Annotated in this window: 24 protein-coding genes and 1 riboswitch; of the genes, 18 read left to right on the top strand and 6 right to left on the bottom strand. The window is 70.3% G+C overall.

Annotated features, from left to right (window positions below):
* On the top strand, window positions 1–846 hold the full coding sequence (locus tag ACFWE2_RS01280) for an endonuclease/exonuclease/phosphatase family protein (protein ID WP_377222390.1): 846 nt from the start codon (window positions 1–3) through the stop codon (window positions 844–846).
* 12 nt (window positions 847–858) lie between these two features.
* Here the strand turns inward: ACFWE2_RS01280 and ACFWE2_RS01275 are convergent, their stop codons facing one another.
* Window positions 859–1,269 (bottom strand): VOC family protein, encoded by a 411-nt coding sequence (locus ACFWE2_RS01275; protein WP_377222389.1) that lies wholly within the window; start codon window positions 1,267–1,269, stop codon window positions 859–861.
* A 98-nt stretch (window positions 1,270–1,367) separates the two neighbouring features.
* Complete coding sequence (locus tag ACFWE2_RS01270) at window positions 1,368–1,730, bottom strand: hypothetical protein (RefSeq protein ID WP_377222388.1); 363 nt, start codon at window positions 1,728–1,730, stop codon at window positions 1,368–1,370.
* Window positions 1,731–1,930: 200 nt separating this feature from the next.
* Between ACFWE2_RS01270 and ACFWE2_RS01265 the strand changes: the two genes are divergently transcribed.
* From ACFWE2_RS01265 to ACFWE2_RS01240, 6 genes are all read left to right on the top strand, one after another.
* Window positions 1,931–2,836 (top strand): LysR family transcriptional regulator, encoded by a 906-nt coding sequence (locus ACFWE2_RS01265; RefSeq protein ID WP_377222387.1) that lies wholly within the window; start codon window positions 1,931–1,933, stop codon window positions 2,834–2,836.
* Window positions 2,837–2,991: 155 nt separating this feature from the next.
* A riboswitch (glycine riboswitch) is annotated at window positions 2,992–3,120 on the top strand.
* A 155-nt stretch (window positions 3,121–3,275) separates the two neighbouring features.
* Window positions 3,276–6,245, top strand: coding sequence for an aminomethyl-transferring glycine dehydrogenase (gcvP, locus tag ACFWE2_RS01260; protein WP_377222386.1), 2,970 nt, complete (start codon window positions 3,276–3,278; stop codon window positions 6,243–6,245).
* 88 nt (window positions 6,246–6,333) lie between these two features.
* Window positions 6,334–7,503 carry a glycine cleavage system aminomethyltransferase GcvT gene (gene gcvT / locus ACFWE2_RS01255; RefSeq protein ID WP_377222385.1) on the top strand — a complete coding sequence of 390 codons (1,170 nt, stop codon included), beginning with the start codon at window positions 6,334–6,336 and terminating at the stop codon, window positions 7,501–7,503.
* Between the two features lie 36 nt (window positions 7,504–7,539).
* Entirely contained in the window at window positions 7,540–7,911 is a 372-nt protein-coding gene (gene gcvH / locus ACFWE2_RS01250) for a glycine cleavage system protein GcvH (RefSeq protein WP_377222384.1), read from the top strand.
* A gap of 204 nt (window positions 7,912–8,115) precedes the next feature.
* Window positions 8,116–8,340 (top strand): helix-turn-helix transcriptional regulator, encoded by a 225-nt coding sequence (locus ACFWE2_RS01245; protein ID WP_357448240.1) that lies wholly within the window; start codon window positions 8,116–8,118, stop codon window positions 8,338–8,340.
* A gap of 83 nt (window positions 8,341–8,423) precedes the next feature.
* Window positions 8,424–8,867, top strand: a complete 444-nt coding sequence (locus tag ACFWE2_RS01240) for a (deoxy)nucleoside triphosphate pyrophosphohydrolase (RefSeq protein WP_377222383.1) — start codon at window positions 8,424–8,426, stop codon at window positions 8,865–8,867.
* On the opposite strand, the gene ACFWE2_RS01235 is transcribed toward ACFWE2_RS01240, so the two are convergent.
* Entirely contained in the window at window positions 8,850–9,671 is an 822-nt protein-coding gene (locus ACFWE2_RS01235; protein ID WP_377222382.1) for a 2-phosphosulfolactate phosphatase, read from the bottom strand. The genes ACFWE2_RS01240 and ACFWE2_RS01235 overlap by 18 nt on opposite strands.
* Window positions 9,672–10,021: 350 nt before the next feature.
* Between ACFWE2_RS01235 and ACFWE2_RS01230 the strand changes: the two genes are divergently transcribed.
* The 8 genes from ACFWE2_RS01230 (at window position 10,022) to ACFWE2_RS01195 (ending at window position 17,495) form a co-directional block, all read left to right on the top strand.
* Entirely contained in the window at window positions 10,022–10,240 is a 219-nt protein-coding gene (locus ACFWE2_RS01230) for a hypothetical protein (protein ID WP_377222381.1), read from the top strand.
* Window positions 10,241–10,345: 105 nt separating this feature from the next.
* Window positions 10,346–10,882: a hypothetical protein gene (locus ACFWE2_RS01225; RefSeq protein ID WP_377222380.1), complete on the top strand. Its 537-nt coding sequence runs from the start codon at window positions 10,346–10,348 to the stop codon at window positions 10,880–10,882.
* Window positions 10,883–11,112: 230 nt separating this feature from the next.
* Window positions 11,113–12,363 (top strand): extracellular solute-binding protein, encoded by a 1,251-nt coding sequence (locus tag ACFWE2_RS01220; protein ID WP_377222379.1) that lies wholly within the window; start codon window positions 11,113–11,115, stop codon window positions 12,361–12,363.
* Window positions 12,364–12,440: 77 nt separating this feature from the next.
* The gene (locus tag ACFWE2_RS01215; protein WP_377222378.1) at window positions 12,441–13,316 is read left to right on the top strand and encodes a carbohydrate ABC transporter permease; all 876 of its coding nucleotides are present in this window, start codon (window positions 12,441–12,443) and stop codon (window positions 13,314–13,316) included.
* Window positions 13,316–14,239 (top strand): carbohydrate ABC transporter permease, encoded by a 924-nt coding sequence (locus tag ACFWE2_RS01210; protein WP_377222377.1) that lies wholly within the window; start codon window positions 13,316–13,318, stop codon window positions 14,237–14,239. The genes ACFWE2_RS01215 and ACFWE2_RS01210 overlap by 1 nt, the downstream gene beginning before the upstream one ends.
* Before the next feature lie 213 nt (window positions 14,240–14,452).
* Window positions 14,453–15,397 (top strand): methylenetetrahydrofolate reductase, encoded by a 945-nt coding sequence (locus ACFWE2_RS01205; RefSeq protein WP_377222376.1) that lies wholly within the window; start codon window positions 14,453–14,455, stop codon window positions 15,395–15,397.
* A gap of 198 nt (window positions 15,398–15,595) precedes the next feature.
* Window positions 15,596–16,051, top strand: coding sequence for an Hsp20/alpha crystallin family protein (locus ACFWE2_RS01200; RefSeq protein ID WP_377222375.1), 456 nt, complete (start codon window positions 15,596–15,598; stop codon window positions 16,049–16,051).
* A gap of 208 nt (window positions 16,052–16,259) precedes the next feature.
* Window positions 16,260–17,495 carry an N-acetylmuramoyl-L-alanine amidase gene (locus ACFWE2_RS01195; RefSeq protein WP_377222374.1) on the top strand — a complete coding sequence of 412 codons (1,236 nt, stop codon included), beginning with the start codon at window positions 16,260–16,262 and terminating at the stop codon, window positions 17,493–17,495.
* Between the two features lie 53 nt (window positions 17,496–17,548).
* Here ACFWE2_RS01195 and ACFWE2_RS01190 read toward each other — a convergent pair whose 3' ends face one another.
* The 3 genes from ACFWE2_RS01190 to ACFWE2_RS01180 form a co-directional block, all read right to left on the bottom strand.
* Complete coding sequence (locus ACFWE2_RS01190) at window positions 17,549–18,193, bottom strand: lysophospholipid acyltransferase family protein (protein WP_377222373.1); 645 nt, start codon at window positions 18,191–18,193, stop codon at window positions 17,549–17,551.
* 99 nt (window positions 18,194–18,292) lie between these two features.
* The gene (locus ACFWE2_RS01185; RefSeq protein ID WP_377222372.1) at window positions 18,293–20,176 is read right to left on the bottom strand and encodes a glycoside hydrolase family 2 protein; all 1,884 of its coding nucleotides are present in this window, start codon (window positions 20,174–20,176) and stop codon (window positions 18,293–18,295) included.
* Between the two features lie 165 nt (window positions 20,177–20,341).
* Window positions 20,342–21,379 carry a LacI family DNA-binding transcriptional regulator gene (locus ACFWE2_RS01180; protein ID WP_377222371.1) on the bottom strand — a complete coding sequence of 346 codons (1,038 nt, stop codon included), beginning with the start codon at window positions 21,377–21,379 and terminating at the stop codon, window positions 20,342–20,344.
* Window positions 21,380–21,536: 157 nt separating this feature from the next.
* Between ACFWE2_RS01180 and ACFWE2_RS01175 the strand changes: the two genes are divergently transcribed.
* The 3 genes from ACFWE2_RS01175 to ACFWE2_RS01165 are packed head-to-tail and all read left to right on the top strand — an operon-like array spanning window position 21,537 to window position 24,785.
* Entirely contained in the window at window positions 21,537–22,895 is a 1,359-nt protein-coding gene (locus tag ACFWE2_RS01175) for an extracellular solute-binding protein (protein WP_377222370.1), read from the top strand.
* Between the two features lie 14 nt (window positions 22,896–22,909).
* A complete protein-coding gene (locus tag ACFWE2_RS01170) occupies window positions 22,910–23,872 on the top strand; it encodes a carbohydrate ABC transporter permease (protein ID WP_377222369.1) in 963 nt (320 codons plus the stop codon).
* Window position 23,873: 1 nt separating this feature from the next.
* Window positions 23,874–24,785, top strand: coding sequence for a carbohydrate ABC transporter permease (locus ACFWE2_RS01165; RefSeq protein WP_377222368.1), 912 nt, complete (start codon window positions 23,874–23,876; stop codon window positions 24,783–24,785).
* The last annotated feature ends 9 nt before the right edge of the window (window positions 24,786–24,794 follow it).

Raw genomic sequence — 24,794 nt, 5'->3', positions numbered from 1 at the left:
GTGCGCATAGCCACGTTCAACGTCCAGCACGGCCTCGGCCCCGACGGCCGTGTCGACAACCACCGACTGGCCGACGCGGTCGCGGCGCTCGACGCCGACGTCGTCGGCCTGCAGGAGGTCGACCTGCGGCAGGCGCGGTCCGGTGGCGCGGACCAGGCGCGGCTCTGCGCGGAGGCCATGGGTGCCGTCGACCACCGGTTCCGGCCGGCGCTCGCCGGGCCGTTCCGGTATCCCGGCGTCCGGCGTCGTGCCCGCCGCGCGGAACGGCCGGACGTTCCCGGCTACGGCATCGCGCTGCTCTCCAAGTACCCCGTGCGGAGCTGGCACACAGTGCTCCTGCCGCCCGCCACCCCGTGGGTGTGGGGCCGGCTCCAGCTCGGCACGGACGAGCCCCGGGTGGCGCTCGCCGCCGAGATCGACGCCCCGTCGGGGCCGCTCACCGTCGTGTGCACCCACCTCAGCGTGTACCGGTTCCCCACGGTCACCTGGGCGGCCGGGATCGCACGGCGCACGGCCGGATACCGCAGCGGCACACCCGGGGAACGGCATGCGGAACGGCAGGTCGACCACCTCCGGCGTCGGCTCGCCGGGCTGCCCCGGCCGCTGGTGCTGCTGGGGGACTTCAACCTCCGCGGGTCGGTACCGGCCGATCGCACGGGCTGGCGTCCGCTCGCGACCGACGACACCTTTCCCCGGCACGATCCCCGGTTCCAGATCGACCACGTCTTGTGGGACGCCGGTGCGGACGCCCGCCAGCCGGCAGCGGTCGGCCGGGCGGTGGACACCGGGGTATCGGACCACCGGGCGCTCGTGGTGGACCTGTCGTTCACACCGCCGGCTGGGTAGCGGCCGATCCGGTCACCCGACGAAGACGCAGAACGGGTGGCCCATCGGGTCCGCGAAGACGTAGAGCGGTTCGTCCGGGTCGTCCGTCCGGTCGAGCAGCAGGGTGGCCCCGAGCGCGAGGGCGCGGTCACGCGCCTCGGTGAGCGCGGTGACGTCGGGCACCGTGGTGTCCAGGTGGAGCTGCTGCGGGATGTCGGGCTCCGGCCACGTCGACCTCGGCAGCTCGTCCACCTGCTGGAACGCGAGGGACACGCCGTCGTCGTTCCGCAGGACGAGCCAGTCCCTGCCGTTCGGGTCGGGTTGTCCGGTCGCCGGGGCCTCGTCGCCGGTGCGGTACGAGAGCCCGAAGAGCTGCCGGTAGAACTCGGCGAGGGCACGGGCGTCCGTGGTGTCGAGCACCACCGTGTTGATGCGCGGGTTCATCACGACAGCGCACCACATGTGGCGCCACCCGCAAGACGTCGCGAGGCCCGGCGCACGCGGCGCCGGGCCTCGGGGCGGATCCCAGGAGACAAGGACGGTCAGGCGGCCTCGGCGTACGCCCGGTGGCTGACGGCGGGCTGCGCCGCGGGCTCGCGGTCGTCCTGCGCGATGTCCTCGACGACCGTCAGGGTCGGTGCGCTCTGCGCCTTCCGCTTCTTCGCGCGGAGCATGGTCGTCACCGCGTGCACGCCGATCAGGATGGCGGCGATGTTCGCGGCGGCGGACGGCCAGACGCCGTTCGTCGCGGCGACCGTCAGCATGGTCACGCCGGCCAGCATGTTGGTGCCCTGGAACGCGAACGAGTCGGCGTTCCAACGCCCGCGGCTGACCATGGCGTAGGCCACGAGGCCGGCGACCGCGCCAACCCAGCCGAGAGCGGTGGCAACCATCATGAGGGTCATGGCGAATACTCCTGGTACTTGAGATCCGAAGAGGGATCGAAACGATTCGAGAGGGCGAGGAGTCCGTGCGCCGGAGTCCATCAGGGGGTGTGGCGCGGGGCCTGGGAGAACTGGGCACGACCGCCGCCACGACCAAGCATGAGCCAGATTTGCCTTCAGCACAATCGAACGTTCGTGACTCCGGGATGTAGCATTGCTACATGCCGACCGACCCGCGAAGACTCGCTTTTCTCCTCGCCGTGCACCGCGCGGGCGGAGTGCTCGCGGCCGCTGACCTCTTGCACGTCACGCCCTCCGCCGTCTCGCAGCAGATCTCCCGCCTGGAGGCCGAGGAGGGTGTCGACGTGCTGGACCGTGGGCCTCGTGGCGTAACTCTCACACCGGCCGGCCGGGTGCTGGCCGATGCGGCGGAGAGCATCGAGGCGGAGATGGTCCAGGCGCGCCAGGCCATCGCCGCCCTGGGCGGAGAGCTCACGGGCCGGGTGTCCGTCGGGTCCATCCAGACCGCCATCCGCACGGTGGTCGCGCCGATGCTCGTCTCGCTCGCCGAGCGCCACCCGCACATCGAGGTGGACGTGCAGGAGTACGACCCACCGGACGCGACGCGTCGCCTGCGTGCCGGCGACCTGGACGCGATAGTCCTGGAGCGCGACGTCGACGTCGACGCCCCTGCCCCGCGCGGCGCCCATGACGTCCCCCTGCTCGACGAACCGTGGCGGATCATCGTGCCGACCAGCCTGCCCGCGCCCGAGCGCATAGATGACCTCGCGGGGCTCATGTGGGTGGGCCCACAGGCCGGATCGGCCGCTGATCGCGCGCTCGGTCGTCTCGCCGCGCAGCTCGGCACGGCCTTCGAGACCCGCCACGCCTACAACGACTTCGACACGGCGATCTCGCTCGTCGCCGCGGGCCAGGGCGTCGCCATGCTGCCCGCGCTGGCCCTGCAGCAGGAGATACCCGACAGCGTCGCCGTGGTGGCGCTCGCCGGTCTCGGCTCGCGGCGCATGGTGGTGCGGCACCGCCAGAACCGGCACGAGCCCGGACCCGCGGTGGGGGCGGTCGTTGACGCAATGGTCGTGGCGGCACGCGAGATCGACCTGGGGTAGCCGGAGCCAGGGGAGGCCCAAGGTCGGCTGCCGACCTCGGCGCAGGCCTGCCGCGAGGTCCCGAGGGACCGTCCACGCCGCTACGATGAGCCCATAACTGAAGATCTTCAACGGTCCCGGGCCTCGACGAGCTCGATCACCAGGACCGTGCCGCCAGAACCGTGACGGGAGAGTCCGGCCGGGTGCGCCCCTCCGCCGTCCGGCAGAGAGGACCCGGAGAACCGGCGCCGAAGGAGCAATTTCCTCCCCGGGAATCTCTCAGGCCCCCGTACCGCCACGGTGAGGCAACTCTGGAAAGCGAGCCGCTCCGCCGTCAGGCAGAAGGGCTCCACCGACGGTGCAAGCCGGCGCGTCCCGCCCTCCTCCCGGATTCCGGGCGGAGAACGACGGACCGGCAAAACTCTCAGGTAGACGCACGCCCGGGTGGGCAGGGTGTCGGATGACAGAGCGGGGAGGGACCGCAGTCGTCCCCACGCCCCCGGACAGCCAGGAGCCCGCCGTGAGCACGCCTTACCACCCCGACGTCTTCGCCGACCGGCATCTCGGCCCTCGCGGCCGCGAGGTCAGCACCATGCTGGACCAGCTCGGCATCGACACCATGGACACCCTCGTCGACCGGGCCGTCCCCAAGGCGATCCGCAGCCAGGCGCCGCTGAACCTGCCCGCCGCCCGCACGGAGCCCGAGGTGCTCGCCCACCTGCGCGAGCTCGCCGGCAAGAACCAGGTCAAGACCCAGATGATCGGCCAGGGCTTCTACGGGACGCACACGCCCGCCGTCATCCGCCGGAACGTGCTCGAGTCGCCCGCCTGGTACACGGCCTACACGCCCTACCAGCCGGAGATCAGCCAGGGCCGGCTCGAGGCGCTGCTCAACTTCCAGACCGCCGTCGAGGACCTCACCGGGCTCGAGATCGCGAACGCCTCCCTGCTTGACGAGGCGAGCGCCGTCGCAGAGGCCGTCGCCCTGATGTGGCGGGCGTCGCGGGCCAAGGAGGGGTACGTCGTCCTCGACGCCGACCTGTTCGGGCAGTCGCTCGCGGTGGCGCGCGGTCGCGCCGAGGCGATCGGCCTTCCGGTGGTGGTGGCCGATCTCACCGACGGCCTGCGCGCGGGACTTCCGGCCGAGCTTCCGCCGGGTGAGCTGGTCGGCCTCGTGGTCCAGCAGACCGGCGCATCGGGCCGCGTGCTCGACGCGCGCGGCGTGATCGCCGAGGCCAAGGCGGCCGGTGCGCTCGTGACCGTCGCGACCGACCTGCTCGCCCTCACGCTCCTGGTCAGCCCTGGCGAGCTCGGCGCCGACATCTCGGTCGGTTCCGCGCAGCGCTTCGGCGTCCCCCTCTTCTACGGCGGGCCGCACGCCGCCTACATGGCGGTCAAGAAGGGTCTGGAACGGCAGCTCCCCGGCCGCCTCGTCGGTGTCTCGATCGACGTCGACGGCGCCCCCGGCTACCGCCTCGCCCTGGCTACCCGCGAGCAGCACATCCGCCGCGAGAAGGCCACGAGCAACATCTGCACGGCCCAGGCGCTGCTGGCCATCGTGGCCAGCATGTACGCGGTCTACCACGGCCCGGACGGTCTGAAGGCGATTGCCCAGCGCGTCCACCAGCACGCAGCGGACCTCGCGGAGACCCTGCACACGGCGGGCGTCGAGATCGAGCACGACACCTTCTTCGACACCATCCGCCTGAACACTCCGGGCAAGGCCCTCGAGATCGCGGCGGCAGCGGCCGACGCCGGCTACAACCTCTACGTCCCGGACGCCGACCACGTCCAGGTCAGCACGGACGAGACGACGACACCGGCGCACGTCGCGACGGTCGCCACCACCATCCTCACCACCCTGGGTCTGGACCCGGTGCCAACCGCAGAAGCCAACAAGGTGCAGGGAGCGTTCGCCGACTTCTCCGCGGAGGTCACCAGGACGACGCCGTACCTGACGCACCCGATCTTCCACACGCACCGCTCCGAGACCAGCATGCTCCGCTACCTGCGCAAGCTCTCCGACAAGGACCTTGCGCTCGACCGCACGATGATCCCGCTGGGCTCCTGCACCATGAAGCTCAACGCGACCGCCGAGATGGAGGCCATCTCCTGGCCCGGCTTCGCGGACATCCACCCGTACGCACCCGTCGACCAGACCCAAGGCTACGAGGAGCTCGTCCACGCGCTGGAGCAGCAGCTCGCCGAGATCACCGGCTACGCCGCCGTGTCCCTCCAGCCCAACGCGGGCAGCCAGGGCGAGTTCGCGGGCCTGCTCGCGATCAAGGGCTATCACGCGTCGCGCGGCGAGGAGGGGCGCGACATCGTGCTGATCCCGGCGTCGGCCCACGGCACGAACGCCGCCTCGGCGGCGCTCGCGGGCCTGCGGGTCGTGGTGGTGTCGACGGCGGACGACGGCGAGATCCTGCTCGACGACCTGCGCGCCAAGCTGGACCAGCACGGCCCCCAGGTGGCGGGCATCATGATCACGTACCCGTCGACGCACGGTGTCTACGAGGAGCACGTGCGCGAGGTCTGCGACCTGGTGCACGACGCGGGCGGCCAGGTGTACATCGACGGCGCCAACCTCAACGCGCTGGTGGGGCTCGCCCGGCCGGGTGAGTTCGGCGGCGACGTCTCGCACCTGAACCTGCACAAGACGTTCTGCATCCCGCACGGCGGCGGCGGCCCGGGCGTCGGCCCGGTAGCCGTGGCGGAGCACCTGGTGCCGTTCCTTCCCGGCGACCCGACGCCGGGGGTCTCGACCAGCGGTGCCGACAACGCGGCGGGCATCCCCGTGGCTTCGACGCGGTACGGCTCCGCCGGCATCCTCCCGATCTCCTACGCCTACGTCGCGCTCATGGGACCGGACGGGCTGACCGAGGCGACCAAGGCCGCCGTCCTCACCGCCAACTACGTGGCGAGCCGTCTCGACCCGTACTTCCCCGTGCTGTACACGGGCCCGAACGGGCTGGTGGCGCACGAGTGCATCCTCGACCTGCGCAAGATCACCGCCGAGACGGGCGTGACCGCGGAGGACGTCTCGAAGCGGCTCATGGACTACGGCTTCCACGCGCCCACCCTGGCGTTCCCGGTGCCCGGCACCCTCATGGTGGAGCCCACCGAGTCGGAGGACCTGGCGGAGCTGGACCGCTTCATCGCCGCGATGATCGCCATCCGCGGCGAGATCGACGCCGTCGGCGCGGGCACGTGGCCGCGCGACGACAACCCGCTGCACAACGCGCCGCACACGGCGGCGTCGCTCCTGACGGACGAGTGGACCAAGCCCTACTCGCGCGAGCTTGCCGCCTTCCCCGTGGCGAGCCTGCGGGCCACGAAGTACTGGCCGCCGGTGCGCCGCATCGACGGTGCCAAGGGCGACCGCAACCTGGTCTGCTCGTGCCCGCCGGTCGAGGCGTTCGCCGAGTGAGCTGTCAGACGACCCCGCACGTGTCAGACACCGAGGTCACACCGAGTGACCTGCATGTCTGACAACTCGCAGACGAGAGGAACTATCCATGGGTGAGGACCGGAAGACACCGCTGTTCGACGAGCATGTGGCGCTCGGCGCCTCGATGACGCCGTTCGGCGGCTGGCTCATGCCGCTGCGGTACACGTCCGACCTGGCCGAGCACCGCGCCGTGCGCGAGGCCGCCGGCCTCTTCGACCTGTCGCACATGGGCAACATCAACGTGACCGGTCCCGACGCCGCCACGTTCCTCGACCATGCGCTCGTCGGGTACATCTCCAAGGTCCGCGAGATGGGTGCGCGCTACTCGATGATCTGCGCCGAGGACGGCAGCGTGCTCGACGACCTGATCGTCTATCACGTCGCCCCCGGCGAGTACTCGGTCATCGCGAACGCGGCCAACGCGGAGCTCGTCCTCGCGAAGCTGCAGGAGCGCACCACCGGCTTCGACGTCGCGCTCAGGGACGTCCAGGCGGGCCAGGCGCTGATCGCGGTACAGGGCCCGCGAGCCGTCGAGACCATGCTCGCCACGGCGGGGCTCGCCGAGGACGCCGAGATCTCCGGCGGCACCGCGTTCGCCGACCTCAAGTACTACGCCTGCATGCGGATGCGTTTCGAGGGCGTCCCCGTGCTCGTTGGCCGCACCGGATACACGGGCGAGGACGGGTTCGAGATCTGGGTCCCGGCGGACCAGGCCGTCGCGCTCTGGCGCGCGCTGCTCGCGGCGGGCGAGCCGCTGGGCCTCGTCCCGGCGGGCCTGTCGGCGCGCGACTCGCTGCGGCTCGAGGCCGGCATGCCGCTCTACGGCCACGAGCTCGACACCACCACCACGCCCTTCGAGGCGGGGATGGGGCGCGTGGTGCGCCTCGACAAGGTGTCCGACGACGGTACGCCGCTCCCCTTCGTGGGCCGCGATGCCCTGGCCGCGCGCAAGGAGTCGGCGCCGGCCCGCGTGCTCGTCGGGCTGCGCGGTGAGGGCAGGCGCCCTGCGCGCGCCGACTACGACGTCGTGCTGAGGGCCGAGGGCACCACCCCGGGAGCGGTGGTAGGCAAGGTCACCTCCGGGGCGCCGTCGCCCACGCTCGGCTACCCGGTCGCGATGGCGTACGTGACGCCGGAGGTGTCGGCGGAGGGCACCGAGCTCGCCGTCGACGTCCGCGGACGGGCCGAACCGTTCGTGGTCGTGCCCATGCCGTTCTACCGTCGTCCCCACGACTGATCGAGTACTGAAACCCCCATCCCGCAAGGAGCTGTCATGGCTGACTTCCCCGAGAACCTGAAGTACACCACCGAGCACGAGTGGCTCGACGGTTCCACCCCCGCCGTCATCGGCGTGACCGACGTCGCCGCCGATGCGCTCGGTGACGTCGTCTACCTGGAGCTCCCCGAGGTGGGAGCCACCGTCGAGGCCGGAGCGGTGGTGGGCGAGATCGAGTCCACGAAGTCCGTGTCCGAGCTGTACTCGCCGGTCAGCGGCACCGTCACCGAGGTCAACACCGAGGCGGTGGAGAACCCCGAGATCGTGAACAAGGACCCGTACGGCAAGGGCTGGCTCTTCAAGGTCGAGGTGACCGGAGCGGGCGAGCTGCTCACCGCCGCGGAGTACGCCGCGCACACCGGAAGCTGACTTCCGCGGCCCCCGGAGGTCGCCGTCGAACCGCCCCTCAGGTCACCCTTGTGTGCATCTGGGGGGCGGCTTCGGTATCGGAACGGTAACAGTCGAAAAGTAGCGTCAGAACCGCGTCATGAACTCCATGCAGGGGGCTTAAGCCCATAGCAGCAACCGTAGGCCGGAACCCCAGAACCGGCCGCTGTGTGGAGGAAAACGACCATGAGCGTAATGACCCTTGACCACCGTGTGCCCAGCCTCACCCGCCGTGAGCGGGTAATCCTGGCGAACCTCACCGAGGACGCCACCCTCGAGCAGATCGCTCGACGCCTGTACGTCACCCGTAACACGGTGAAGACGCAGGTCCGTAGCGTCTACCGCAAGCTCGGCGTGTCCTCGCGTGCGGAGGCGATTGCCAAGGCGAACGAGTTCCAGCTCGCTGACTGACACACAGCACACCCGACGACGGCGCACTCCCCAGAGGCGCCGTCGTCGTTCTTTGTCCGTCCCCGGGTGGGAGACTGCTCCGCATGCAGGAGCCCCTCATCGACGTGGTCGCCGCCGCGATCGTGGACGACCTGAACCATCCCACCCGGCTGCTCGCCGCCCGCCGCTCTGCTCCGGCGGCGCTCGCCGGCCGCTGGGAGTTTCCCGGCGGCAAGCTGGAGCCGGGCGAGGACCATCTCTCCGCGCTGCACCGCGAGCTCGACGAGGAGCTGGGCGTGACGGTGGCCGTCGGTGCCGAGCTGCCAGGGCCGGACGGCGGCGTGTGGCCGATCACCAGCAAGCACCGCATGCGGGTCTGGTTCGCGCAGCTGCAGGACGGCGCGCCCGAACCGCTCGAGGACCACGACGAGCTGCGCTGGCTGACGGAGGCCGAGCTGGACGACGTCCCCTGGCTGGACGGGGACGTCCAGATCGTCACGGCCCTGCACGGGCACCTCGGGCCCGACGGGTCAGTGCGCGCCGGCTGAGACGTTCCTGCGGTTACGAGCCGCGGCGACCCGGTGCCCCAGGGGCACGAACGCGCCGTCCATCAGCACCGGCACCACATCGGTGGCGTCGACCTCTGTGGCGATCGTGACGTCGTCGGCGAACCCGGAGTCAAGGAGCTCGCGACCGCTCGCGGTCCCGCCCACCGTGTCCATGACGTCCTTGGTGCCCCGCCAGAGGGTCGTGGTCGCAGCGGTCTCGGGCGAGATGCTGACCTTGGGCAGCATCGTCGTGAGCCGCGCCGCGACCGCACCGACGGCCAGGTAGTCCTCGAGCGCGGGGCGCAGCGTGTCGTCGGGCCACCGCTCACCCACGGGGACCAGCACGACGTCGTGCTTCTCCGACGCGTCCAGGTGTGCCGCGGCGAGGCCGGCCACCGCCTTCGCGTTGCGCAGGCTGCCCGCGACGATGAGGGCGCCCCGGTTGGCGATGGTGTGGCAGATCTGCGCCGCGCCGGGCGAGGGGATGACGAGGCGTTCGGCGTCGAGGTCCTGCAGCGACGCGGGGGAGATGCTGATGCCGTCCTCCCACCGTGGTCCGGCGAGGGCTGCGCGCATGGTGCGCGCGAGCCGGGCCGCGCCCGCGGGATCGTGGTACGGGAACGGGTACACCCCGGCACCCTGCTCGCAGGCGACGGTGACAGCGGTGGAGAAGGAGAGCACGTCCACGACGACCACGAGCGACGCGCGCGCATCCGTGGCGGTGAGGGCGAGTGCGCCGGAGATGCCCCAGTCCGTGCGCACACGGGCAGGACGCTGGTCGAAGGCAGGGGACGTGTTTGCCACGAACGCATCGTAGTGTCACCCGAACTAGCCCATGTTTCGCGCTGAGCGAACACGGTTGCGGTTCGGGCGCTCTGCACACTCGCGGTGTCGGGTCATGGGCTGGCTGCGACCCTCCCCTCGGACGCTCCTTTCGAGGTCAGGGCCGTAACGACGGGCTTCGGAACCCTGGGCGAGCACACCGTCGCGCGTCGGCACGCCTGCCGAAATTTCCGGAGATGTCACCCGCCCGGACCTCGATGACGTCGCCGCTGCCATGGTCGCCCGACCCGATGGGCGCCGAGACGAGCCTGCCGAGGCCTGATCTGCGAGCCGGCCGTCAGCACGAGCCGACAGGGCGGTAGATTTGGCCCATGAGTGATTTCGAAGTGGCCCGTAGGCAGAAGCAGGAGCCCACGGCGACCCTGCTGGTACGCGCGATCGTGTGCTTCGCGCTCTTCCTCGGCGGGTTCGCGTTGATCGCCATCGGCGGGGCCGACCAGGGCGCATCGGCGCCGTACCTGTTCGTCGCCGGCATCCTCGCCGTCGGGCTGTCGTTCGGTCTGCCGATGATCGGTGCCACCGAGCGGTAAGCACGCCACAAGCAACGGAACCGAAGAGCGCCTGCCCGTGGTTCGGGCAGGCGCTCTCGTGCGTCGCCACGCTTTGTCACGCTCCAGGGCGTCGGCGAGACCCAGGTGCGCCGGTTCCCGGTCACCCTGGACGCCGACGGCGACACGTCCGTGGAGGTCCCGCTCCCCGAGCGCATCAGGCCCGGGTTCTATCACGTGGGCATCGAGTACACCGCGGCGGTCGAGCGGCCCGACGGACGGCTGGTCCTGCACCACGTCGACGTCGACCAGGCCAAGAAGATCTCGCTCCGGCGCGAGGTGCGCTTCCAGGGCGAGATCACGCATCCCACGGCGACCGACGGACGGCCGTCCCGGATCACCGCCCAGTTCACGTGGCTGCGCGTCAGCGCCGACGGCACCCCCTCGTGGAGCCCGGTGCGGAACACGACGGTGGGGCTGTACCACGACCCGGACGGCTCCCTCGAACGGGAGGAGGAGCCCGTGTTCGTGCGCACGCTCACCGTGGGCCCCGACGGCAAGATCTCCACGGTCGTGCCCGCTCGCGAGGGGGCGTGGGAGCTCCGGTACGCAGGGAGCGACCAAGCCGTCAGGAGGTACGGCGCGATCGCGCAGGGCAGCAATGGCGGAGGGTGCGGCTGCTGACCGCATGAGGCCTGGCGGCAGCTTCGCCGTCGGGGCCCGGAGACGTGCCCAAGGAGGGTCGCAGCCCCGCGCTGCGGCCCTCTTTTTGGCTTCTCCACTGGCCTCGCGGGCCGCCTCGGGACACGCTGTTACCCGTATGTCACAGGTTTGTTAGAACCCTTGACAGATTCAGGGGCAAGTGAAAACGTGACCTGCACCACGAACGAGCAGGACAAGCCCAAGGAGTAGCAATGGCGCAGTACAGGAGGCTCGGCGGGATCCTCGTGATCACGCTCGCCACGACGACCGGCCTGACGGCCTGCGGGTTCGGCGGCTCCCCGTCGGACGGCGGAGCGGAGGGCGGCGCGACCACGCTCGACCTGCTGGTCCCCAGCTACTCCGACGCATCCCAGGGCCTGTGGGAGGACGTGATCGCCGGGTTCGAGGACGCCAACCCGGACATCGACGTGAACCTGCAGGTCGAGTCGTGGGACAACCTCGAGTCGGTCATCGCCACCAAGATCCAGGGCGGCGAGGCCCCGGACATCTACAACGGCGGCCCCTTCGCCGGCTTCGCCGCTGACGAGCTGCTGTACCCGGTCGAGGACGTCACCTCCGACGAGACCTACGCCGACTTCCAGCCCACGTTCCTGGAGAACGCCGCGGTGGGCGACACCACGTACGGCCTGCCCTGGATCGCCTCGGCCCGTGCGCTGTTCGTCAACGACGCGCTCCTCGAGGAGGCGGGCGCCGAGGTCCCCGCCACGTGGGACGAGCTGCTCGAGTCCGCGACGAAGGTCTCCGAGCTCGGCGGCGGTGTGGCCGGCTACGGCATGCCGCTCGGTTCCGAGGAGGCGCAGGCCGAGGCGGCCGTGTGGCTCTGGGGCGGTGGCGGCACCTTCGGTGACTCCGAGGCCATCACCATCGACACCCCGGAGAACGTCGCCGGCGCCGAGTTCATCAAGAAGATGATCGACGAAGGTGCCACGCAGGCCGACGCCGGTGCGACCGACCGCAGCCCGCTGTTCGACATCTTCGTCCAGGGCAAGATCGGCATGCAGATCGGCCTGCCGCCGAGCGTGGGCCAGATCGCGTCGGACAACCCGGACCTCGAGTACTCGATCCACCCGATCCCCACCGAGGACGGCAGCCCGTTCACGCTCGGTGTGGCCGACCACCTCATGGCGTTCAAGAACGACGGTGACAAGCAGGAGGCCATCACCGCCTTCTTCGACTACCTCTACACCGCCGACGTCTACGTTCCGTGGGTCCAGGGCGAGGGCTTCCTGCCCACCACCCTCTCGGGCTCCGAGCAGCTCGCCGACGACGAGGCGCTCGCCCCGTTCCTCGAGGTGCTGCCGGACGCGCAGTTCTACCCCAGCACCAACCCGGACTGGTCGGCGGCGGACTCGGCGTTCAAGGCCCTCTTCGGCCAGCTCGACAGCGACAAGTCCGCGCAGGACGTGCTCGCCGAGATCCAGGAACAGGTCGACGCCGGCTGACGCCTCGGCGCTGACCGCTCGAAGCAAGCACGCGTCGACGACACCCGACGCTGAACCGAAAGCACGAGGAACCTCTGGTGAAGGACCTGTTGAAGGCCCTGCCATGGATCGGGCCCGCGGTCGCGCTCATCGCGGCCGTGGTCCTGTTCCCGGTAGGCCTGATGTTCTGGAACTCGACCCGCGACATCAGTCAGAGCGGCGTGGACGACGGGGGCGTTGGCCTCGCGAACTTCGCGACGGTGGTCGGCTTCCAGTACTTCTGGCCGATCCTCGGGCGGACGGTCGTCTGGGTGGTCGTCGTCGTCGGCTGCACCCTGCTCGGGTCGCTCGCCCTCGCGGCGCTGCTGAACAAGGCGTTCCCCGGGCGTCGCCTGGTGCGCATGGCCGTGATCGTGCCGTGGGCCGCCAGCGTGGTCATGACCACGCTGGTGGTGCACTACGGCCTGGAGCCGTACTTCGGCATCATCAACTCGTTCCTCGTGGACATCGGCCTGATCGACACGCCGGAGGGCTACGGCTGGACCCGGCACCCCGGGACCGCGTTCGCGTGGGCGATCGTGGTCGCCGTGTTCGTGTCGCTGCCGTTCACGACCTACACGATCCTGGCCGGCCTGCAGACGGTTCCCGGCGAGACCGTCGAGGCCGCGCGCCTCGACGGCGCAGGCGGGCTGCGCACCTACTTCAGCGTGGTGCTGCCGCAGCTCCGCGGTGCGGTGTCGGTGGCGGTGCTGATCAACATCATCAACGTGTTCAACTCGCTGCCGATCCTGCGCGTCATGACGGGGTCCATCCCCGGCTACGACGCCGACACCGTCATGACCATGATCTTCAAGTACATGCAGAACCAGCGGCAGATCGACCTGGCCAGCGCGCTGTCCGTCATCGCGTTCCTGGTGGTCATCGGGATCGTCGCCGTCTACGTGCGGGTCGTCCGCCCCCTCGAGGAGGTCTGATGACCGTGACCACCGCCTCGGCGACCGCGCCGCGCAAGGCGACCCGGCCGCCGTCGGACAACCGGAAGCGCGTACGGAAGTACACAGCGGACCAGGTACCGATCGGGTCCCTGCTGCTGCGCATGTTGGCAGGCCTCGTGGTTCTGGTGGTGTTCATGCTGCCGTACCTGATCATGTTCTTCGGCTCGGTGAAGACCAAGGCCGAGATCAGGTCGGTCGATCCCACGTACTTCCCCACGGAGTGGCACTGGGAGAACTACGTCACGATGTGGGCGACGCCCGAGACGCCGCTGCTGCAGAACCTGATCTCCACCCTGGTGATCTCGCTGTGCGCCACGCTGCTCGTGCTCGCCGTCGCGCTGCCCGCCGCCTACTACACGGCGCGGTTCCGGTTCCCCGGCCGGCTCGTGTTCCTGTTCCTCGTGATCGTGACCCAGATGGTGCAGCCGGCGGTGCTGACGTCGGGCCTGTTCCGCCAGTTCATCGCCCTCGGGATCCTGGACACGTGGGCCGCGATGATCCTGGTCAACGCGGCGTTCAACCTGTCGTTCGCGGTCTGGATCATGCACAGCTTCTTCGCGAGCATCCCGAAGGAGGTCGACGAGGCCGCGCAGATCGACGGCGCGGGCACCTTCACAGTCCTGACGAAGATCAACCTGCCGCTGGTGTGGCCCGGGATAGTGACGGCGGTGGTGTTCACGTTCGTCGCGTCCTGGAACGAGTTCGCGGCGTCGCTGGTGCTGCTGTCGACGGCCGGCAACCAGCCGCTGTCCGTGGCGCTGACGAAGTTCGTGGGTCAGTACGAGACGTCGTGGCACTACGTGTTCGGGGTGTCCATCGTGGCGATCGTGCCCGTGGTCCTCCTGTTCATGGCCATCGAGAAGCGGCTCGTGGGCGGCCTGGTGGCCGGGTCGGTGAAGTAGGCGAGCAGGGGCGCGCACAGTCGGTGAGCCAGGTCGTCTCGACCGTCGGACGAAATCTGTCCCAGTGGTGGACATTCGCTTAGCATGGTGGCGAACCCATCCAGAGCGGTCGAGAGTCCTGGCTCCCTGACACCGCAGCAACCTGCCGACTTCCTGCCTCGAGGCCGTGGCGTGAGGACGTAAGGTGCTCACGCCAGGTTCGATGGAGCAGCCATGGTCGCCGAGGTACACCCGCACCGCCCCACGGTGTCGTTCGAGCTCATGCCACCGCGTCGGCCCGATGCCGCACCGAACTTCTGGGAGACGGCACAGCGCCTCGTCGCGGCCCGCCCGGACTTCGTGTCCGTCACGTACGGCGCGGCGGGCGGCGACCGGGCGACGTCGCGCGAGGTGCTCGCCACGCTGCTCAGGGGCACGCCCGTGCTGCCGGTGGCCCACCTGACCTGCGTGGGTGCGTCCCGCGAGGACGTTTCCGAGGTGATCGACGAATTCCTCGAAGCCGGCGTGCGGTCGTTCCTCGCGCTGCGGGGGGACCCGCCGCGCGACGAGCCGGACTGGCGTCCCGCCGACGACGACGTGCGTTCCAGCATCGACCTGGTCCGGCTGCTGCGGCAGGTGGACGAACGTCGCTGTGCGGCGGACGCCAGCACCGCCCTGCGGTCGGCCGCGCGCCCGCTCACGATCGCCGTCGCGACGTTCCCGGACGGCAATCCCGGCGCCGGCACCACCCGCGAGCAGGAGGTGCGGCGGCTCCTGGAGAAGCAGGAGGCCGGCGCGAGCTTCGCGATCACCCAGTTCTTCTACCGGGCCGAGTCCTATACCGGGTTCGTCGAGTCGGCGCGCTCGGCGGGGGTGACCATCCCGATCCTCGCCGGGATCCTGCCCGCCACGGAGGCCCGTCGCCTGCGCCGCGTCGAGGAGCTCACGGGTGTCGCCGCGCCGCCCGGCCTCCTGCGGGAGCTCGACCGGCTCACGGGGCCCGGCGGCGATGTCGACCCAGAGGCCCAGCACGAGCGCGGCCTCCAGTACTCCACGACGCTCGCGCGCGACGTGCTCGACGCCGGTGCCCCCGGCGTGCACGTATACACGTTCAACAAGCATCGCCCAGCCCTCGACCTGCTGGAACGGGTGGGCCTGACGGGCCGCGCGGCCGCCTGACCCATCGCTGAGTGCTGGCTATTTGCGGGTTTCACGGGTCTGGACCCACAAATAGCCAGCACTCAGCGGTGTCGAGGGGTTGGCACTCTCGGGGGGAGAGTGCCAGAATTATGGCGTAGCCGGACGGCGGCCAGCCCGCCGTCGATCGCTGCGGCCCTGGAAGGGCCAGGGCCGCACCGTTGTAGGAGGTGATGCGCGATGGCTACCTACTGGGACCCGTTCCAGGAGATGGACCGGCTGTTCAGCACGTTCGCCGGCAACGCACGGCAGTCCGGCGGCATGCCGATGGACCTGTTCCGCACGGGTGACCACTACGTCCTGTCGATGGACCTGCCCGGCGTCGACCCCGGCACCATCGACGTGTCGGTCGAGGACCGGACGCTCACGATCCGCGCCGAGCGCACGCAGCGGTCCGACGGCGACGCCCAGTGGCTGGTCCGTGAGCGGCCGACGGGGACGTTCGCGCGGCAGCTGACGGTGGGCCGCGGTCTCGCCCTCGACCGCATCTCGGCCTCGTACGCCGACGGTGTGCTCTCGCTGACGATCCCGGTCAGCGAGGACGCGAAGCCGCGCAAGGTCGAGGTGTCGCACACCAGCAGTGCGACGTCGATCGGCCAGGGCGCGTCGCAGACGCAGCAGACCATCGAGTCCTGAACCTCACCTGTCAGACGCCCAGGTCACTGCGGTGGCCTGGGCGTCTGACGTGCCTGACGGGGCGGGCGGCGGCCTGAGCGGCGTCGCCGGACTACTTCGGCAGTCCGGCCTCAGCCGGGCGCATGGGGAGTTGTCCCCTTGCCGCCCGTGTGGCTCGTCGTGAGACTTGGCGCGTTCCGGCGTGACCCCGTCTCATGGAGGTTCAACCGTGCACTCACATGACCACTCTCACGACCACTCGCTCGGTCTCGGCCCTGAGGGTTGCGATCCTGACCGCCGGGACTTCGGCGAAGGCGCCAAGCTCGGCCGGCGCGACCTGCTGCGCGGCGCCGTCGTCCTCGGCATCGGTGCCGCGGGCGCGACCATGGCCGCTCCGGCGAGTGCGGCACCTTCGGTGGTGCGGGCGTCCGACACCCGGCAGTCCCTCGCGCCCGACCCCGAGGCGCCGTCCGACGCACCGCCGGGCGCGCTGGCCGGGGTGGAGGTCGCCGCGCCGGTCATCGCGAGCTGCGCCACCTGGGGCGCGGCCGCGGCCCGGGGCACCATCGAGACGGTCTCGACCAACCCGAACAAGATCCTGATCCACCACACGGCGTCGGCGAACGTCACCGACTACTCGCAGGCCGCCGGTTACCAGATCGCCCGCGACATCCAGCAGTGGCACTTCGACAACGGCTGGGTCGACACCGGCCAGCACCTCACGGTGAGCCGCGGCGGTTACGTGATGGAAGGCCGCCACGGGTCGCTGGGCCGGCTCCAGAGCGGCAGCGGCACCGTCGTGGGCGCGCACGCCCCGGGGCAGAACAGCCAGGCCATAGGCATCGAGAACCAGGGCACGTACACGAGCGCCACGCCGCCGGCGCAGCTCTGGAGCCGCCTGGTCGAGCTGTGCGCCTACATCTGTGACCAGTACGGGATCGCGCCGACGCAGATCTACGGGCACCGGGACTACACGGCGACCGCCTGCCCTGGCGACGTCCTGTACTCGATGCTGCCGCAGCTCCGGTCGGAGGTGGCGGCTGCCCTGGCCGGCTCGAGCTGGTCGGTCATCGTCGACAACACGTCGTCGGGCTTCGCGGCGGGCGGCTCATGGCTGACGTCGTCCTTCTCGGCCGAGCGGTACGGCGCGAACTACCGCTATGCGACGCCTGCCGAGGTGAGCGACCTGGCGACGTTCTCGGCGACGATCCCGTCCAACGGTTCGTACCGGGTGGAGGCGTGGTTCCCGGGGATCGCGGGCTACAACACGTCCACGCCGTTCATCGTCTACACGGGGACCGGCTCGTCGACCATCAGGGTGGACCAGTCCACGGGTGGCGGCGCGTGGCTGTCGCTCGGTACGTACTCCATGACGGCCGGCACCCGCACGGTGGTGGCCGTCAGCCGCTGGACGCAGGGCACGGCGTACGTGATCGCGGACGCCATCCGCATCACCCGGCTCTAGCCTCCGTGTCAGACGCCCAGGTCACTCCGGTGACCTGGGTGCCTGACACCTCGTCAGTCGTCCGCGCGCTCCTGGCCGCTCATCGCCTGGATGGACTGCATGACCTGCTCCGTCAGCTCGCGGCGGGCCTGTGCGGGCTTGGTGCCCGCCGCGATCTGGCGGGACGGGTCGATGGGCACGCCGAAGTGCAGCTCGACCTTGGCGAACCGCGGCATCTTGCCGATGGGCTTCACCTTGTCCGTCCCGAGCAGGGCAACAGGCACGACGGGCGCCTTGCCGGTCAGGGCCAGCCAGGCCACGCCGGTGTGACCCTTGTGCAGCTTGCCGTCGCGCGAGCGCGTGCCCTCGGGGTAGATGCCGAACGCGCCGCCGCGCTGCAGCACGGCGAGCGCGTCCTCGAGGGAGCGCTGGCCGGCACGCGGGTCGTCCCGCTGCACCGGGATGTCGCCCATCTTGGTGAAGAACCAGCGGGAGAAACGCCCCTTGATCCCCTTGCCGGTCCAGTACTCGGCCTTGGCCAGGAACGCGACGTGGCGCGGCGCCATGATCGGGATGAGCAGCGAGTCGATGAACGACAGGTGGTTGCTCGCCAGGATCACGGCGCCGCGCTTCGGGATGTTGTGCAGGCCAGTGACGCGCGGGCGCAGAAGCACTAGCACGAGGAGCGAGAGGATGAGCTTGAGGAACCGGTACGTCACCGGCCTATTGTGCACCCCTCAAGCGAACCTGTGGACGGGGTGATATGTGGTGAAAAAGACTAAAGAGACCCACAAGAAGCCCGTCTCCGGCCACCACGTCTAGCCGGCTGTCGCCTCGGCGTTCTCCGCCGCCTCCACGGCCGCCACCTGGACCTGGACCTCCCGCACCCGGGCGACGTCGAGCTTCTCACTGCGGTCGAACCGGTAGATCCCGTTCTCCTCCTGGAACACGTCGGTGAGCTGCGTGTAGCAGTAGGCGAACATGCGCGGGTCGCCGAGCAGCGCCTCCGTGAGCCCGCGGAACCGGGCGTGGAACTCCTCCTCGTCGGCCACCCGCTGGCCGTAGCCCCAGGAGTCGGGCGAGTTCCCCGACGCGGTCGCCGCAGCGTCCGGGTTCCACCAGATGCCGCCGTACTCGCTGACGAAGTACGGCTGACCGCGGTAGGGCACCGACATCTTGGTGCCGTCGTCGCGCGTGTTCTCGTAGGGCTGCCCGTCGGCGAGGTTGCCCACGAGCTCCGCGAACCTCGCAGGCTCCTGCTCGTACAGGTGCGAGTCCCAGATGTCGGTCTCGAGGACCCGGTGCGAGTAGCCGCTGGCGTCCAGCACCGGCCGGGACGGGTCGGCCACCTTGGTGGCGAGCCACATGGCGCGGGTGACGTCGTCGAGCTGCGTCATGCGGTCGTGCAGGTCCTGGTGCGTCTCGTTGAGCGGGCACCAGCCGATGATCGACGGGTGCGAGTGGTCGCGCTGGAGCGCCTCCATCCACTCGGCGACGAACGACGTCGTGGGCCGCTGCCCGTCGGCGGGCGTGCCGTAGCCGCTGACGCCCCAGTCGCCGAACTCGCCCCAGACCAGGTAGCCGAGCCGGTCCGCGTGGAACAGGTACCGCTCCTCGAAGACCTTCTGGTGCAGGCGGGCCCCGTTGAAGCCGGCCGCGAGGCCGAGCTCGATGTCGCGGGCCAGCGCGGCGTCCGACGGCGCGGTCATGAGCGACTCGGGCCAGTAGCCCTGGTCCAGCACGAGCCGCTGGAACACGGCCTGGCCGTTGATCCGCACGGCCTGTCCGTCGATGGACACGGAGCGCAGGCCGCCGTAGGAGCGCACGGAGTCCACGACGGCGCCGTCGGCGTCACGCAGCTCGATGTCTATCCCGTACAGGTGGGGGTCGCCCGGTCCCCAGGTGCGGACGCGGTCCGCGGGGACGACGACGCGCAGGGCGGGCGCCAGGTCGAGGTCGGCGCGCGCGGTGGCGGTCGCCACCTCGCCGTCGGCGTCGGTCACGGTGACCGTGACCGTGTGGCCGCGCCGGTTCGCCGACAGCGGCACCACGACGTCGAACGCCGTGCTGGCCAGGTCGGGCGTGATGCGCGGACGGCGCAGGTGCGCGGCCGGCACCGGCTCCAGCCACACCGTCTGCCAGATTCCCGTGGTCCGGGTGTAGTTGCACTCGAAGTTCGCGTAGCGGTTGCTCTGCTTGCCGCGGGCCTGCGGCCCGTGCCGCGTGTCCCGGGCCCGCACGACGACGGTGACCGTGTCCCCGGGGCTCGCGATCCCGTGCAAGTCGGCCGTGAATGGGGTGAACCCGCCGCGGTGTCGGACGACCTCCGTGCCGTCGACCCACACCGTTGCGTCGTGGTCGACGGCGCCGAAGTGCAGCAGGACGTGCGGGTCGTCGCCCACGGCGGCCCACTCCGCCGGGACGGTCACCTCGCGGCGGTACCAGACCGCCTCGAGGAAGTCGGTGTTCTCGATGCCGGAGAGCTGCGACTCGGGTGCGAACGGCACGACGATCTCGCCCTGGAGCGGGCGGTCGACAAGGCCGCGTTCCAGGCCGGAGTCGCCCGCGTCGACCTCGAACTGCCAGGTGCCGTTGAGGTTGAGCCAGCGGTCGCGGGCCATCTGCGGGCGGGGGTACTCGGGGCGAGGTACGGCGGTGGCCGTCGGTTCGCCGGCGGGCGAGAAGCGGTCGAGGAAGGTCATCAGCTGCTCCGTTGCGTCTACGACAGGTGCGCGGTGATTCAACACGGCTTCACTGCGGAATGCAACGTTGTATCAGGCGAGGCCGCCCGTGTGGTCGGTATTTCGTCAGGTGATCGGCATTCCGGGGTGCCGATCACCTGACATCTTGCCGACTGCCCGACGGGCTCAGCCGTGACTGCTCTCCCGGACCAGCAGGCGGTGCGGCACCAGCGCGTCGACCGGCTCGACGGTGGGGTTCTCGAGCTGCGCGAGGATCCGGTCCACGGCGGTCTCCGCGATCGCGCGCAGGTCCGGCGCCACGGTCGTCAGCGACGGGTTCGAGTACCTGCCGTCCTCGGTGTTGTCCCAGCCGGTGACGGCGAGGTCTGCAGGGACCCGCACCCCGTTCCGGCGCAGCGCGTAGAGCGCGCCAAGGGCCAGCTCGTCGTTGGCGCACACCAGCCCGTCGATCTGGCCGATCCGGGGCAGCACCTGCTCGATGGTCTCCGCGCCCGCCGGCCTCGAGAACTGAGGGCACTGGAGCACCCATCGCTCGTCGACCTCGATGCCGGCGGTGGCGTGGGCGTCGAGGAAACCCTGCACGCGCTGCGCGCCGGTGCGGCCGGCGCCGGGCGGCTCTGCGCCGAGGAAGCCGAGCCTGCGCCGTCCCGAATCCAGCAGGTGCGCCGTGACCTGCGCCGCGGCGTCCACGTTGTCGATGCTGACGTGGTCCGTCCGACGTGTGCGGGTGGGGTCCGGGTCGGCCCGCTCACCCAGGAGCACGAGGGGTACGGGACCGCGCACCTCGTCGATCTCGGCAGGAGACAGCTCCAGCGGCGAGAAGATGATGCCGTCGATCGCCTGGACGTCGAAGCCGCGGGCCACCTCGAGCTCGATGTCGCGCGAGGACCTCGTCTCCTCGATGAGGACACGGTACCCACGGGAGCTGCCGACCTCGATCACCTCGTGGGCGAGCACCGAGAAGTACGGCGCGTGCACCCACGGCACGGCGAGCGCGAGCGTGTTGGTGCGGCCCCGCCGTAGCTGACGTCCGGCGAGGTTGGGCCGGTAGCCCAGCTCGGCGATCACGGCCTCCACCCGTGCCCGGGTCGCCTCACCGACGCGTCCCGTGTCGTTCACGACGTTGGAGACGGTCTTCCAGGAGACACCCGCTGCGGCTGCTACCTCCTTGATACCGACGCGGCGACCCACATGCTCCGACAACCCATCACTTCCTTCCACACCTGTGCCCGACCCTTGCCCCTTGACGGGACGCTCGGCCTAGTCCATCGTGATCCAACGTTGGATCGCAACGTTGCACCATTGGAGGTCGACGATGACCGTGCTACGAGGACGTGGCGCCCCAGGGCGGGAAAGTTCTGTGATCGCGTCAAGAACCCGCAGTCGTGCGGAGAGCTCCGGCGGCCTGAGCCGCCGTGATCTGCTCCGCACGGCGCTGGTCGGCGCAGGTGGGATCGCGCTGGGCGGGACGCTCGCCGGCTGCGCCGCACCAGGCGCCGTCGGTGCGGGCCGGACCCCGGTCATGATCTGGGACCTGTTCTCGGGCGGTGACGGCGCGCTCATGCAGGAGATGGTCGGTGCGGTCGCGTCGGCGAACCCGGACATCGCCGTCGAGTCGACGACGCTCGCCTGGGGGCCGCCGTACTACACCAAGCTGGCGATGGCGTCGTCGGGCGGGCGGCCGCCGGAGGCCGCCGTCATGCACATGTCCCGGCTGGCCGGATACGCACCGGGCGGGCTCCTGGAGCCGTTCGACCTGGACGCGCTCGCGCAGCTCGGGGTGCGTGAGGAGCACTTCGCCCCCGCCGTCTGGCAGAAGGCCCAGTACGACGGCCGGCTCTACGCGCTGCCGCTGGACACCCACCCGTACATCACGTTCCACAACCCGACGATCATCAAGGACGCGGGCCTCGCGCGACCGGACGGCAAGCTCGACCTGGACGCCGTCGCCGGCGCGGACGCCTTCCTCGCGGCCGGCCGCGCGATGGCCGAGGTCACGGGCGAGACCGGCGTCGGCTGGGGCTATCAGCGCGACCCCGCAGGGTGCTGGCGCATGTTCTGGGGCCTCTACTCGCAGAACGGCGGTGAGTACGAGCTCACGCCGGGCCGTCCCGCGGCGCTCGACGAGGAGGCCGCCGCGGAGGTCTTCGAGTTCCTGCAGGAGATGGTCGACGGCACGGTCGCCGCGAAGAACCAGGACGGCAACGCCGCGGCCGCCCGCTTCATGTCGCAGCGCACGGGCATGATGTTCGCCGGCGAGTGGGACCTGCCGATGTTCCGCGACGCGCTGCCCGACGTCGGGGCCACGCAGTTCCCGGCGATCTTCGGCACGCCGGCCAACTACGCGGACTCCCACGCGTTCGTGCTGCCCCGGCAGGGACAGCCCGACCCCGCCGGGCGCGAGGCGACCTACCGTGTCCTCGCCGGGCTCCTCAAGGAGGGTCTGACCTGGGCCTCGGCGGGACACATCCCCGCCTATCAGCCCATCGTCGAGGAGCCCGCGTACCAGGAGCTCACGCCGCAGCGCGACTACGCACCCGCTGCAGAGATAGCCGTCTTCGACCCGGACGCCTGGTTCACCGGCGGCGGCAGCGACTTCCAGAACCGCATGGCGGACGCGATGACGGACACCCTCGCGGGCAAGGCTCCCGGCCGCACGGCCGTGACCCGGATGCTGAGCGAGATGGACCGGTTCCTCGCCCTGCCCAACCCCGCCTGACCGAGAGGACGACGATGACTGTCTCGAACACCGGCGTCACCGCGCCCGCGGGGCCGGCACTGCCAGAAACCCCCGCGAGACGTTCCGGCACGGCCGCTGGGACGCCCCGCAAGTCCATGCGCGAGCGGGACAGGTCCGGGTACCTGTTCGTCGCGCCGTTCGCCGTCGCCACGGGCCTCTTTCTCGTGGTGCCGACGCTCTACGGCCTGTGGATGAGCTTCACGAACCAGAGCCTCACCGGGGCCGGCAGCGAGTTCATCGGCTTCGCGAACTACGTGGAGGCGTTCGGCGACCCCCAGGTCTGGCAGACGCTGTGGCACACCGTGTGGTTCACGATCCTCAGCACCGTGCCCCTGGTGCTCGTGGCCCTCGTCATGGCGCTGCTCGTGCACACCGGCCTGCCCGGCCAGTGGGTGTGGCGCATGTCGTTCTTCGCGCCGTACCTGCTGACCAGCGCCGTCGTCTGGCACCTGAGCAACTGGATGTTCCAGCCCGACATCGGCCTGCTGGACACCTGGATCTCGGGCCTGGGCCTGGGCCCCATCGGCTGGCTCACCGACGAGAACGTCGCGATGTTCTCCATCGCCGGGGTCACCGTGTGGTGGACCGTCGGCTTCAACTTCCTGCTCTACCTGGCGGCGCTGCAGGGCATCCCGGCCCAGCAGTACGAGGCCGCGACCATCGACGGCGCCGGCGGCTGGCGGCGGCTGTTCTCCATCACGCTGCCCCAGCTCCGCACGATCACGGGCGTCATCGTCGTGCTGCAGCTTCTCGCCTCGCTCAAGGTGTTCGACCAGATCTACATGCTCACCGCGGGCGGACCCAACGGCAGCACGCGGCCGATCCTCGAGTACATCTACGACACCGGCTTCACCAACTACCGGCTCGGCTACGCCTCAGCGATCTCCTACGTGTTCTTCGCCCTGATCCTCGTATTCACGCTGGTGCGGCTGCTGCCGGCCCGGAAGGAGGCCTGAGATGGCCGTCGCCGACATCGCCGAGGTCCGCCGGACGAAGGCACTGCAGGAACGGGCCGAGAACCAGGCCCTCACCAGGCTGACCATCGGCCCGTCGCCCTGGGCGCGCGCCGGGGCGCTCGCGGCGCTCGTCGTGCTCGCCGGGGCCTGGCTCGTGCCCATCGTCTGGGGCGCCGTCACCAGCTTCAAGCACGAGGCCGAGGCAGCGCTTCCGGCGGAGCTGCTGCCCGCGACGGGCTGGACGCTCGACGCCTACCAGAAGGTGCTCGGCAACAGCGACCTGCTGCTGTGGATGTGGAACAGCCTGGTGGTCGCCGTGCTGGTCACGGCGCTCACGGTGCTCATCTCCGCGATGGCCGCCTTCGCGTTCTCGCAGACCCTGTTCAAGGGCAGGGCGCTCATGCAGTGGCTGACCCTCGCGGCGATCATGATGCCGGGGCAGATCCTCATCGTCCCGCTGTTCCGGGAGATGCAGGTGCTCGGGCTCGTCGACACGGTCGCCGGCATCGTGCTGCCGCAGGTGGTGGCGCCCGTGATGGTGTTCATCCTCAAGCGGTTCTTCGACGCGATCCCGCAGGAGCTGCTCGACGCCGCCCGGATCGACGGCGCGGGCCCGTGGCGGCTGTTCTGGACCATCGTGCTGCCGCTCTCGCGGTCGATCCTCGTGGCGGTGGCGATCTTCGTGTTCATCGGCGCGTGGAACAACTTCCTGTGGCCGTTCATCATCACCACCGACCCGCAGTTCATGACCCTGCCCGTCGGCCTGTCCACGGTGAAGGACGCCTACGGCGTGCAGTACGCGCAGAACATGGCGTCCGCGATGATCGCGGCGTTGCCGCTGCTCATCGTCTTCATGTTCTTCCAGCGCCGCATCGTGCAGGGTGTCGCGACCACGGGCATGGGTGGGCAGTAACAGGCGACA

Source organism: Promicromonospora sp. NPDC060271 (assembly GCF_042726755.1).
Classification (GTDB): domain Bacteria; phylum Actinomycetota; class Actinomycetes; order Actinomycetales; family Cellulomonadaceae; genus Promicromonospora.
The sequence above is the reverse complement of the archived record's forward strand: the minus strand, read 5'-3'. Positions and strand labels throughout refer to the sequence as shown.

Coding starts and splice junctions, on each gene's coding strand:
- ACFWE2_RS01230 (WP_377222381.1), top strand. CDS start 10,022: ATGAGTGATTTCGAAGTGGCCCGTAGGCAGAAGCAGGAGCCCACGGCG.
- ACFWE2_RS01270 (WP_377222388.1), bottom strand. CDS start 1,730: ATGACCCTCATGATGGTTGCCACCGCTCTCGGCTGGGTTGGCGCGGTC.
- ACFWE2_RS01210 (WP_377222377.1), top strand. CDS start 13,316: ATGACCGTGACCACCGCCTCGGCGACCGCGCCGCGCAAGGCGACCCGG.
- ACFWE2_RS01240 (WP_377222383.1), top strand. CDS start 8,424: ATGCAGGAGCCCCTCATCGACGTGGTCGCCGCCGCGATCGTGGACGAC.
- ACFWE2_RS01165 (WP_377222368.1), top strand. CDS start 23,874: ATGGCCGTCGCCGACATCGCCGAGGTCCGCCGGACGAAGGCACTGCAG.
- ACFWE2_RS01200 (WP_377222375.1), top strand. CDS start 15,596: ATGGCTACCTACTGGGACCCGTTCCAGGAGATGGACCGGCTGTTCAGC.
- gcvP (WP_377222386.1), top strand. CDS start 3,276: ATGACAGAGCGGGGAGGGACCGCAGTCGTCCCCACGCCCCCGGACAGC.
- ACFWE2_RS01170 (WP_377222369.1), top strand. CDS start 22,910: ATGACTGTCTCGAACACCGGCGTCACCGCGCCCGCGGGGCCGGCACTG.
- ACFWE2_RS01205 (WP_377222376.1), top strand. CDS start 14,453: ATGGTCGCCGAGGTACACCCGCACCGCCCCACGGTGTCGTTCGAGCTC.
- gcvT (WP_377222385.1), top strand. CDS start 6,334: ATGGGTGAGGACCGGAAGACACCGCTGTTCGACGAGCATGTGGCGCTC.
- ACFWE2_RS01185 (WP_377222372.1), bottom strand. CDS start 20,176: ATGACCTTCCTCGACCGCTTCTCGCCCGCCGGCGAACCGACGGCCACC.
- ACFWE2_RS01245 (WP_357448240.1), top strand. CDS start 8,116: ATGAGCGTAATGACCCTTGACCACCGTGTGCCCAGCCTCACCCGCCGT.
- ACFWE2_RS01265 (WP_377222387.1), top strand. CDS start 1,931: ATGCCGACCGACCCGCGAAGACTCGCTTTTCTCCTCGCCGTGCACCGC.
- ACFWE2_RS01275 (WP_377222389.1), bottom strand. CDS start 1,269: ATGAACCCGCGCATCAACACGGTGGTGCTCGACACCACGGACGCCCGT.
- gcvH (WP_377222384.1), top strand. CDS start 7,540: ATGGCTGACTTCCCCGAGAACCTGAAGTACACCACCGAGCACGAGTGG.
- ACFWE2_RS01220 (WP_377222379.1), top strand. CDS start 11,113: ATGGCGCAGTACAGGAGGCTCGGCGGGATCCTCGTGATCACGCTCGCC.